At 60.4% G+C, this 10451-nt stretch carries 10 protein-coding genes and 1 pseudogene; 9 read left to right on the top strand and 2 right to left on the bottom strand.

Annotated features, from left to right (window positions below; genetic code table 11):
• A partial coding sequence (locus OQK_RS02495; protein ID WP_016770959.1) for an MFS transporter occupies positions 1-951 on the top strand: 951 nt, incomplete at its 5' end.
• A 61-nt stretch (positions 952-1012) separates the two neighbouring features.
• Positions 1013-1816, top strand: a complete 804-nt coding sequence (locus tag OQK_RS02490; protein ID WP_016770958.1) for an IclR family transcriptional regulator — start codon at positions 1013-1015, stop codon at positions 1814-1816.
• Positions 1817-1827: 11 nt separating this feature from the next.
• Here OQK_RS02490 and OQK_RS02485 read toward each other — a convergent pair whose 3' ends face one another.
• Entirely contained in the window at positions 1828-2880 is a 1053-nt protein-coding gene (locus OQK_RS02485) for an NAD(P)-dependent alcohol dehydrogenase (protein WP_016770957.1), read from the bottom strand.
• A gap of 190 nt (positions 2881-3070) precedes the next feature.
• Between OQK_RS02485 and OQK_RS02480 the strand changes: the two genes are divergently transcribed.
• The gene (locus tag OQK_RS02480; protein ID WP_016770956.1) at positions 3071-3961 is read left to right on the top strand and encodes an AraC family transcriptional regulator; all 891 of its coding nucleotides are present in this window, start codon (positions 3071-3073) and stop codon (positions 3959-3961) included.
• A 122-nt stretch (positions 3962-4083) separates the two neighbouring features.
• Here the strand turns inward: OQK_RS02480 and OQK_RS02475 are convergent, their stop codons facing one another.
• Positions 4084-5748: an electron transfer flavoprotein-ubiquinone oxidoreductase gene (locus OQK_RS02475; protein ID WP_016770955.1), complete on the bottom strand. Its 1665-nt coding sequence runs from the start codon at positions 5746-5748 to the stop codon at positions 4084-4086.
• Between the two features lie 550 nt (positions 5749-6298).
• On the opposite strand from OQK_RS02475, the gene OQK_RS02470 reads away from it, so the two are divergent.
• The 6 genes and pseudogenes from OQK_RS02470 to OQK_RS30930 all read left to right on the top strand — a co-directional run.
• Positions 6299-7048: an electron transfer flavoprotein subunit beta/FixA family protein gene (locus OQK_RS02470; protein WP_007908338.1), complete on the top strand. Its 750-nt coding sequence runs from the start codon at positions 6299-6301 to the stop codon at positions 7046-7048.
• Complete coding sequence (locus OQK_RS02465) at positions 7049-7978, top strand: electron transfer flavoprotein subunit alpha/FixB family protein (protein WP_016770954.1); 930 nt, start codon at positions 7049-7051, stop codon at positions 7976-7978.
• 81 nt (positions 7979-8059) lie between these two features.
• Positions 8060-8881, top strand: a complete 822-nt coding sequence (locus OQK_RS02460; RefSeq protein ID WP_016770953.1) for a substrate-binding periplasmic protein — start codon at positions 8060-8062, stop codon at positions 8879-8881.
• Positions 8882-8890: 9 nt separating this feature from the next.
• Positions 8891-9253, top strand: coding sequence for a DUF4398 domain-containing protein (locus tag OQK_RS02455; RefSeq protein WP_038860459.1), 363 nt, complete (start codon positions 8891-8893; stop codon positions 9251-9253).
• Entirely contained in the window at positions 9250-10062 is an 813-nt protein-coding gene (locus tag OQK_RS02450; RefSeq protein ID WP_016770951.1) for an OmpA family protein, read from the top strand. Before OQK_RS02455 ends, OQK_RS02450 begins: the two co-directional genes overlap by 4 nt.
• Before the next feature lie 201 nt (positions 10063-10263).
• A pseudogene (locus OQK_RS30930) lies at positions 10264-10451 on the top strand (GntR family transcriptional regulator); the annotation flags it as partial.

Here is a 10451-nt window from a genome sequence, read left to right as displayed (position 1 = left end):
GCGCTGGAAGCGCCGGCCTATCCGATCAACAGCCGCGTGGTCACCACCTGGTTCCCTGAGCGCGAGCGCGCCACGGCGATCGGTTTCTACACTTCCGGACAGTTTGTCGGTCTGGCTTTCCTGACCCCGGTGCTGGCATGGCTGCAACATGAATTCGGCTGGCACATGGTGTTCGTCGCCACCGGCGCGGTGGGCATTCTCTGGGCGCTGATCTGGTACGCGGTGTATCGCGAGCCGCGCGATTTCAAAGGCACTAACGAGGCGGAAATCGACCTGATCCGCGAAGGCGGCGGGCTGGTCGATATCCAGGCCGAGGCGGCCAAGGTCAAAGCCAAATTCAGTTGGACCGATCTGGGCATCGTCCTCAGCAAGCGCAAGTTGTGGGGCATCTACCTCGGCCAGTTCTGCCTGAACTCGACGCTGTGGTTCTTCCTCACCTGGTTTCCGACCTATCTGGTGAAATATCGCGGCATGGACTTCATCAAGTCCGGTCTGCTCGCATCGCTGCCGTTTCTTGCCGCGTTCGTCGGTGTGTTGTGCTCGGGATTCTTTTCCGACTTCCTGATCCGTCGCGGCTACACCGTGGGCTTTGCGCGCAAGCTGCCGATCATTGGCGGGCTGTTGATTTCGACCTCGATCATCGGCGCCAACTTTGTCGAGTCGACGCCGCTGGTGATTGCCTTCCTCGCCCTGGCATTTTTCGGCAACGGTCTGGCGTCGATCACCTGGTCGCTGGTGTCGACGCTGGCACCGGCGCGTTTGCTCGGCCTGACCGGTGGCGTGTTCAACTTCATCGGCAACCTGTCGGCGATTGCTACGCCGATTGTGATCGGCTTCCTCGCCAGCGGCGATTCGTTCGCTCCGGCGATCACCTACATCGCCGTGCTCGCACTGGTCGGTGCCTTGTCCTACGTGCTGCTGGTGGGCAAGGTCGAGCGTATCGAGTTGTAGTGCTCAGCGTCGGGCGACCATAATGCCGCCCGTTCCTTCGCTCAACGGTAAAAGGCTGGATATGCAGGAAGACGCCCCGGAAAAAACCAAGGACGCCGCGCCCACCGGCACCCAGACGCTGCTGCGCGGCCTCGGTGTGGTGCAGGCGGTGGCCAGTGGCGCGCGTGATCTCAAGGAGATTGCCCGGCTGATCGGCACCACGCGCAGCACCACCCATCGTCTGGCCAGTTGCCTGGTCGACGAGCGTTATCTGCGCGTGGTGCCGCAGATCGGTTATCTGCTCGGGCCGAAACTGATCGAACTGGGCTTTCAAGCCCGTGAAGAGTTGCCGCTGGTGACCCTGGCCGGGCCGTATCTGGACGAGCTCTCGGCACTGACTGGCGATACCGTGCACCTCGGAATCCGCGAAGGCGACGAAGTGCTGTACCTGCTGAAGAATCCAGGACGCAACGGCCCGGAAATGCGCTCGCGGGTTGGCCATCGCATGCCGCTGGTGCGCACCGGGATCGGCAAGGCCTTGATGCTCGATGATTCGCCGCAGGATTGGCGGCGGCTGTATGACATCAGCCTGCCGGCAGGTGGGAAAAGTCAGTTCTGGCCGCAGCATCCCCAGCAGTCGTGGGAACAGCTTGAGCAGCGCATGGGCGAATACGTTGCCGGTGGCTACGCGTTCGATCTGGAAGACAACGAACCGTCGATCCGCTGCGTGGCGGCGCCGATTCGTGATGCGAGCAAGGGCATCGTCGCGGCGATCAGTATCGCCAGCACCGTGCCGTACATGCCGCTGGAAAAAATGGCCGAGTTGATCCCCCTGCTGAAAGGGGTCACAACCCGGCTGTCGGCGGAGCTGGGCTTGAAGGTGTAAGCCGTGAAGGTTTAAGCCTTCAGCGTCGCCATGTCGATGACGAAGCGGTACTTCACATCACCGGCAATCATCCGCGCGTAGGCTTCATTGATCTGGCGGATGTCGAGCATTTCGATGTCGCAGGTGATGTTGTGCTCGGCGCAGAAATCCAGCACTTCCTGGGTCTCGGCGATACCACCGATCAAGGATCCGGCCAGTACGCGGCGGCTCATCACCAGTTTGCCGGCGTGAACGGGTGGGTTCACCGGCTCGATCAGCCCGACCAGAATGTGCACACCGTCGAAACGCAAGGTGTCGAGGTACGGGTTCAAATCGTGTTGCACCGGAATGGTGTCGAGCAGGAAGTCGAAGTAGCCGGCCGCGGCCTTCATCTGCTCGGCATCGGTGGAGACGATGACGTGATCCGCGCCCTGACGGCGACCTTCTTCAGCCTTGCTCGCCGAGCGGGTGAACAGCGTGACTTCCGCGCCCATCGCCTTGGCGAACTTGATGCCCATGTGGCCGAGGCCGCCCATGCCGAGAATCCCGACCTTGTCACCGGCCTTGACGCCGTAGTGCTTCAGCGGCGAGTAAGTGGTGATACCGGCACAGAGAATCGGTGCGGCGCTGGCCAGAGCGAGTTTCTCGGGGATGCGCACAACGAAGTGTTCGCTGACCACGATGCTGTCGGAATAACCGCCCATGGTGTTGCTGCCATCGACCCGGTCCGGGGTGGCGTAAGTCATGGTCGGGCCTTCGAGGCAATATTGCTCGAGGTTCGCCTGGCAGGCTTCGCAGCTGCGGCAGGAGTCGACCATGCAGCCGACGCCAACCAGATCGCCTACCTTGTGACGGGTGACATTCGCACCGACAGCGGTGACTTTTCCGACGATCTCATGGCCAGGCATCAGCGGATAAACGGCGATGCCCCATTCATTGCGTGCCTGGTGGATGTCGGAATGGCAGACGCCGCAGTAGAGAATTTCGATCGCCACGTCGTCGGCGCGCGGGCTGCGGCGTTCGAATTTCATCGGGGCGAGGGGAGTGGTGGCCGATTGGGCGGCATAGCCGATGGCGGTGTACATGGGTGACCTCGCAAAAACAGTGACAAGTGAGGCGGTGAATTCTGGCCGCCAGAGGCGGGTGCGGCCATGACGATTTCTCCGGGTCTCATGCCTAATCCTCCGGCATGCGGGTTTCGGCGATCGCATTGGCCAGCGGATCTGCGATGATGTTTTCATCCCCTTTTCCGTGAATTTTACGAAGACCTATTCGATGCAGTTGACCCGTCATCTTGATGCCAATGCCCGGCTGGTTTCGTTGATCGAACCGCTGGCGCTGCGCGATGGCTACAGCCAGACCGGCCTGCCCGGTGTGCAGATTTTGCGCGCCAGTTGCGACGTCGCCCGTGGCCCGCATATCTACGAGCCGAGCCTGATGATCATCGCCCAGGGCAGCAAACTGGCGTTCCTCGGCCCACGGACCATGGAATATGGCGCCGGGCATTACCTGATCCAGGCGCTGCCGGTGCCGTTCGAATGCGAAACCTTTGCCTTGCCCGATGCGCCATTGCTCGGTGTGTCGGTGGCGATCGATCGCGTCCTGCTCGGCGAACTGGTGCTGGCCATGGGGCTGGCGCCGGGTCGGCATATTCCGGCGCAGACGCCGGAGTCGATGACCTCGGTGGTGCTCGACGATGGCATGCGCGGTTGTGTCGAACGGCTGCTCAGCTGTCTGCACGATCCGCTGGAATGCCAGATTCTCGGCCCGGCACGGGTTCGCGAGTTATTGTTCGTCGCGCTGCGCGGACCGCAAGCGGATGTGTTGCGGGCGTTGGTCGAGCAACAAGGGCAATTCGCCCGGGTGGCGGCGTCGATCAGCCATCTGCATGCGCATTACACCGAACCGCTGAATGTCGAGACACTGGCCGGTTGCGCGAACATGAGCGTGTCGACCTTTCATGAGCATTTCAAACGCAGCACGCTGTTGTCGCCGGTGCAGTATCTGAAGCGGTTACGTTTGTTGAAGGCGCAGACGCTGCTGGTGGCGGAGGGGCTGGGCGTGGCGCAGGTGGCGCATCGGGTGGGGTATCAGAGCACGTCGCAGTTCAGTCGCGAATACAAGCGTTACTTCGAACGCAGTCCGGGGGATGAGCGCGCTGCCTGACCCGCCGATAATCCCCTGTGTGAGCGAGCAGGCTCGCTCCCACAGTTGTTTTGTGGTGGCAGAGGAATTTTGGGCAACAAAAAGGCCCCCATTTCGGGAGCCTTGTTGTTCAGCGTTTCGACTTACATGTTCGGGTAAGTCGGGCCGCCGGCACCTTCGGGCGCGACCCAGGTGATGTTCTGCGCAGGGTCCTTGATGTCACAGGTCTTGCAGTGCACGCAGTTCTGGGCGTTGATCTGGAAACGCTTCTCGCCGTCTTCCTTGGTGATCACTTCGTATACGCCGGCCGGGCAGTAACGCTGCGCCGGTTCGTCGTACAGCGGCAGGTTTTTGCTGATCGGGATGCTCGGATCGGTCAGCTTCAAGTGGCACGGCTGCTCTTCTTCGTGGTTGGTGCCGGAGATGAACACCGAGCTGAGTTTGTCGAAACTCAGTTTGCCGTCAGGTTTCGGGTAGTCGATCTTCTTGCAGTCGGCCGCGAGCTTGAGGCAGGCGTAATCCGGCTTGGTGTCGCGCAGGGTGAACGGCAGTTTGCCGCCGAAGATGTTCTGGTCCAGCCAGTTGAAACCACCGCCGATGATCGCGCCGTACTTGTGAATCGCCGGGCCGAAGTTACGGCTGGCGAACAGTTCTTCGTGCAGCCAGCTGTTCTTGAACGCGTCGACGTAAGTGGTCAGTTCGACGGTGCAATCCTGCTCGGCGAACAGCGCATCTGCCACCGATTCCGCCGCGAGCATGCCGGACTTCATCGCGGTGTGGCTGCCTTTGATCTTGGCGAAGTTCAGGGTGCCGAGGTCGCAACCGATCAGCGCGCCGCCCTTGAAGACCATTTTCGGCAGCGAGTTCAGGCCGCCCTTGGCGATGGCGCGGGCGCCGTAGCTGACGCGCTTGCCGCCTTCCAGATATTGCTTGAGCACCGGGTGATGCTTGAGGCGCTGGAACTCATCAAACGGCGACAGGTAAGTGTTGCTGTAGGACAGGTCGACGATCAGACCGACCACCACCTGATTGTTTTCCAGGTGATAGAGGAACGAGCCGCCGGTGTTCTCGGTGCCCATGATGTCCAGCGGCCAGCCGGCGGTGTGCACCACCAGACCTGGCTGATGCTTGGCCGGGTCGATTTCCCAGATTTCTTTCAGGCCGATGCCGTAGTGCTGAACGTCGGCATCGCTGTCGAGGTTGTAGCGTTTGATCAGTTGCTTGCCGATGTGGCCACGGCAGCCTTCGGCGAACAGCGTGTATTTGCCACGCAGTTCCATGCCCGGGGTGTACAGGCCTTCTTTCGGGTTGCCTTCACGGTCGACGCCCAGATCACCGGTGATGATCCCGCGCACCACGCCGTTTTCATCGATCAGCGCTTCCTGAGCGGCGAAGCCCGGGTAGATTTCCACACCGAGGTTTTCCGCCTGCTGAGCCAGCCAGCGGCACAGGTTGCCCAGGGAGATGATGTAGTTGCCTTCGTTGTGCATGGTCTTGGGCACAAAGAAGTCAGGAATCTTCTGCGCGCTGTCAGCGTTTTTCAGCACGAAAATGTCATCGCGTGTGACGGGCGTGTTCAGCGGCGCGCCGAGCTCTTTCCAGTCCGGGAACAGTTCGTTCAGGGCGCGGGGTTCGAATACCGCACCGGAAAGGATGTGTGCACCGACTTCGGAGCCTTTTTCGACCACGCAGACGCTGATTTCCTTACCGGCGTCAGCGGCCTTCTGCTTCAAGCGGCAGGCGGCGGACAGACCAGCGGGGCCGGCACCGACGATGACGACGTCGAATTCCATGTATTCGCGTTCCACAGGCTATCTCCTACTCAAGGCTCAACAGTTTTTTTTCTAATATGGAGGTTTGATCTCGCATCCGTATTGCCTTTACGTTAACGTCAAAGGGAATATTGGCGAATCCACCTTTCTCTCTAGGCGGCGCATTATATCTACACCACTCCGAGCGTCCAATACAAACGTTTGTTTGAATCGCCTCCAGCCCTGATAAATCAAAGAAGCGCGGCTTATGACAGGGCATTTTGGCGTATTGACCAGAATGGGCGTTCCGGTCAAGATACGGGCGGTTTTGCGCTCGCCGTAGGCAGACTGGCGGTTTCAAGAGCACCTCTAAAGACAGGGCACAGGCAGTAGACGGTGATGCGCAGCGCAAGTCCGGCGCGCAGTTTACACAGCGTAAGAATGAATGACCCGACAGTCACCCCTGACGAACGGTCACCTCCCTTCGCGAAGTGAATCACCTCACATTCAAGCCGGCGTTTTTAGAGGTGCCCTTGTCGCCCGATGAGCATCATCCGCCAGGTTCGCCTAGGCGACTTTCTTTTCACCGGAGAGTAACGAGGAATCCATGAAGGTTCTTGTAGCTGTCAAACGCGTTGTGGATTACAACGTCAAGGTCCGCGTCAAGGCGGACAATTCCGGCGTCGACCTCGCCAACGTCAAGATGTCGATGAACCCATTCTGCGAAATCGCCGTGGAAGAAGCCGTACGCCTGAAAGAGAAGGGCGTTGCGACTGAAATCGTCGTCGTCTCCATCGGCCCGACCACCGCTCAGGAGCAGCTGCGTACCGCACTGGCTCTGGGTGCCGATCGCGCCATCCTCGTCGAATCCGCTGAAGACCTGACCTCGCTGGCCGTGGCCAAGCTGCTCAAGGCTGTTGTCGACAAGGAACAGCCGCAGCTGGTGATTCTTGGCAAACAGGCGATCGACAGCGACAACAACCAGACCGGCCAGATGCTCGCGGCACTGAGCGGCTACGGTCAGGGCACCTTCGCGTCGAAAGTCGAAGTCTCCGGCGACAGCGTTGCCGTGACCCGCGAAATCGACGGCGGCGCGCAGACCGTTTCGCTGAAACTGCCAGCCATCGTCACCACCGACCTGCGTTTGAACGAGCCGCGCTACGCGTCCTTGCCAAACATCATGAAAGCCAAGAAGAAGCCTCTCGAAGTGCTGACTCCGGACGCTTTGGGCGTTTCCACCGCCTCCACCAACAAGACCTTGAAAGTCGAAGCGCCGGCTGCACGCAGCGCGGGCATCAAGGTCAAGTCGGTGGCTGAACTGGTTGAAAAACTCAAGAACGAAGCGAAGGTAATCTAAATGACTATCTTGGTTATTGCTGAACACGACAACAAAGTGCTGGCCCCGGCTACGCTGAACACCGTGGCCGCTGCTGCCAAAATCGGCGGCGACATCCACGTTCTGGTAGCAGGTCAGGGCGCAGGCCCGGTGGCCGAAGCCGCGGCTAAAATCGCTGGCGTGAGCAAAGTCCTGAATGCTGACAACGCCGCTTACGCGCATCAGCTGCCGGAAAACGTTGCTCCGCTGGTTGCAGAGCTGGGCGCTGGCTACAGCCACATCCTCGCTGCCGCCACTTCCAATGGCAAAAACATCCTGCCGCGCGTTGCTGCTGCGCTGGACGTTGACCAGATCTCCGAGATCATCTCGGTCGAAAGCGCTGACACTTTCAAGCGTCCGATCTACGCCGGTAACGCCATCGCTACCGTGCAATCGACCGCCGCGATCAAAGTGATCACCGTGCGTGCCACCGGTTTCGATCCGGTTGCTGCTGAAGGTGGTTCGGCTGCCGTTGAAGCCGTTGGCGCTGCCCACGACGCCGGTACTTCGAGCTTCGTCAGCGAAGAGCTGGCCAAGTCCGACCGTCCTGAGCTGACCGCTGCCAAGATCGTCGTTTCCGGCGGTCGCGGCATGCAGAACGGTGACAACTTCAAACACCTGTACGCGCTGGCCGACAAGCTCGGCGCTGCTGTGGGCGCCTCGCGCGCTGCGGTCGACGCAGGTTTCGTACCGAACGACATGCAGGTCGGTCAGACCGGCAAGATCGTTGCGCCACAGCTGTACATCGCCGTCGGTATCTCGGGCGCGATCCAGCATCTGGCCGGCATGAAAGACTCCAAGGTGATCGTTGCGATCAACAAGGACGAAGAAGCGCCGATCTTCCAGGTGGCCGATTACGGTCTCGTGGCGGATCTGTTCGAAGCAGTACCTGAGCTGGAGAAGCTGGTCTAATCCGGCGGCTTCACTTATAAAGAGCCCGGCCTGTTGGTCGGGCTTTTTTTTGTCTTGGATTTGGCTGGGGAGCGTTTTGCCATGGATCTGCGCTGCGGATGGTTGTTGGGATTGGCCCTGTTGCCAGGTTTGGCCATGGCCGCGGGCAAGTGCGAGCGCCTGGTCGTCACCGGCAGCCCTGACGCGCCGCCCTACTTGTGGCAGGACCCGCAAAACCCCAAGCGCTTGATCGGCGCCAGTGCCGATCTGTTGCAGCAAGTGGCCAAGGATCTGGGCATCAAAGTCGACCTGCTCTACGCCGGCAAACGCTCGCAGGCCCTCGATGAAGTGCGCAGCGGGCGCATGGACATGCTGGCCGACGCGCCGCTGACCGTTAATGAGCTGGAAACCCTTGACTACATCCATCCGCCACTGCTGGAAAACGACTATCTGGTGTGGACGCGCAAAGGCTCGACGCTGACCTATGCCGAGGCCAGCGACCTGAAAGGCCATGCCGGCGCGGTGTCGGAAAAGTCGCGGATGACCCAGGCATTCGGCACTTTCGCCGAGCAGAATCTGACCCTGACCCGCACAGCAAACCTTACCGAGGCACTACAGAAGTTGCTGTTGGGCGAGGTGGAATATGTCCTCGCCGGACGTTACTCAGGCCTTGCCGCCGCGCAGACATTGGGCATGACCAGCGATCTGTTGGCGTTCGAACAACCCATCGACCGGCCGGGTCTGTTCCTAGCGGTTTCGCATAACTCGGCCTGCAACGATCCGTGGTTGCGCGGACAGCTCGCCAAAAAGATGACAGAATTGCGCGCGTCCGGACTGACGGAAGCCGCGCTGCAACGCAACATCGAGCGCTGGAAGGCGCAACAGCAACAGCCGCCACAACCTGTCAGTGCCCCAAAACAGTAGGGATTCTTAGTGAGTATTCGACCTCTTTTCGCGGCTGTGGCCGTTCTGGCCCTGGCCGGGTGCGCATCCGATCCGGCACCCAGTGAACAAATGCGTTTGACCGAACAAGCCATCGTGCAGGCCAAGGCAGTCGGCGCCACCGCTGACGAAGTGCCGGAAATGCAACTGGCCGAAACAAAATACAACCGCGCCAAAGGCAGCATGGCCGACGAGTCCTATCGCAACGCGCGCATGCGTGCCGAGCAGGCCGAACTGGATGCGCGTCTGGCCGAGGCCAAGGTGCTGACGAAAAAAAGTGAAGAACAGCTGAATGTGCTCAATACCCGCATTGTCCGCCTGCGCAAGCAGCTGCAACTGGGGGAAGCACAATGAACCTCAAGTCCAATGCTCTCGGCATTCTGCTTCTCGCCGGTTGCGCCAGCCTCTACGGCTGCGCCGGACAGCACAGCGAGGCGGCGCTGCAACAGGCCGGCGCTGATTTCCAGAAGGTCAAGGAAGATTCCAACGTGCTGCGCATCGCGCCGAAAGACGTGATCCGCGCTGGCGAGTCCCTGGCCCGCGCTGATCGGCTGTCGACCTATTGGGGCAGCGGTGCCGACGTGGTGCATTACGCCTACCTGAGCCAGCGCTACAGCGAAATCGCCCGAGAGCACACCAATCAGGCGCTCAACGAGGAGCGCGCCGCCAAGCTCGAGCTTGAGCGTCAGCGTCTGCAACTGGCCCTGCGCGAATCGAAACTGCTCAGCGTGCAGCAACAAGGCAAGTGGCTGGAGGAACAGATCGTCGCGCTGGCGACCACGCAGACTGATCGCGGCCTGGTGATGACCCTCGGCGACGTGTTGTTCGACACCGGCCAGGCGGAACTGAAAAACTCGGCCAACCGCGTCGTGCTGAAGATCGTCCAGTTCCTGCAACTGAACCCCAAGCGCGTGGTGCGCATTGAGGGTTACACCGACAGCACCGGTGGCCGACAGGAAAACCTCAAACTGTCCCGCGATCGTGCGCAATCGGTGGCTGACGTGCTGGTCGATCTGGGTATCGACGAAAAACGCATTCAGGTCGAAGGTTACGGCGACCAGTTCCCGGTCGATGCCAATGCCTCCGAGCGTGGACGGGCGCAGAACCGCCGCGTAGAAATCGTGTTCTCTGACGAAAAAGGCCAGCTCGGCGCCGCCCGCTAAGGGCTGCGTCTCTGGAAAGCCCGGGCTGTCATGCAGTGCCGGGCTTTTTTGTGTCTGTCGATTGCCGCGCAAAACCGTACAGATGGGGCAGACACCGCACTGTACGGTCGAGTAATCTGGCAACTGTCCCAGTACACTTCTAAACTGTTCCGGTATCGTTTCAGACAAGAATAAAACGCCCGTGAAATCGAGTGCTGCGTCATGACCAATCTCTTGCTCTACCAACGTATTGCTCAGCAACTGGCCGAAGACATCCGCCGTGGTGTCTATCAACCGGGGGAGCGCGTGCCTTCGGTGCGCAAGATGAGTTCGCAGCTCAACGTCAGCCATGCGACGGTGTTGCAGGCTTACGCCAACCTTGAGGATCAGGGCCTGATCCGCGCCCGGCC

The sequence above is a fragment of the Pseudomonas sp. R62 genome, assembly GCF_000257605.1.
In the GTDB taxonomy this organism is placed as follows: Bacteria; Pseudomonadota; Gammaproteobacteria; order Pseudomonadales; family Pseudomonadaceae; genus Aquipseudomonas; species Aquipseudomonas atacamensis.
This window is presented reverse-complemented; position numbering and strand designations above follow the sequence as displayed.

Bases quoted from the DNA above. Each gene is read 5' to 3' on its own strand.
- OQK_RS02490 (WP_016770958.1), top strand. From the start codon at position 1,013: ATGCAGGAAGACGCCCCGGAAAAAACCAAGGACGCCGCGCCCACCGGC.
- OQK_RS02460 (WP_016770953.1), top strand. From the start codon at position 8,060: ATGGATCTGCGCTGCGGATGGTTGTTGGGATTGGCCCTGTTGCCAGGT.
- OQK_RS02480 (WP_016770956.1), top strand. From the start codon at position 3,071: ATGCAGTTGACCCGTCATCTTGATGCCAATGCCCGGCTGGTTTCGTTG.
- OQK_RS02465 (WP_016770954.1), top strand. From the start codon at position 7,049: ATGACTATCTTGGTTATTGCTGAACACGACAACAAAGTGCTGGCCCCG.
- OQK_RS02450 (WP_016770951.1), top strand. From the start codon at position 9,250: ATGAACCTCAAGTCCAATGCTCTCGGCATTCTGCTTCTCGCCGGTTGC.
- OQK_RS02485 (WP_016770957.1), bottom strand. From the start codon at position 2,880: ATGTACACCGCCATCGGCTATGCCGCCCAATCGGCCACCACTCCCCTC.
- OQK_RS02470 (WP_007908338.1), top strand. From the start codon at position 6,299: ATGAAGGTTCTTGTAGCTGTCAAACGCGTTGTGGATTACAACGTCAAG.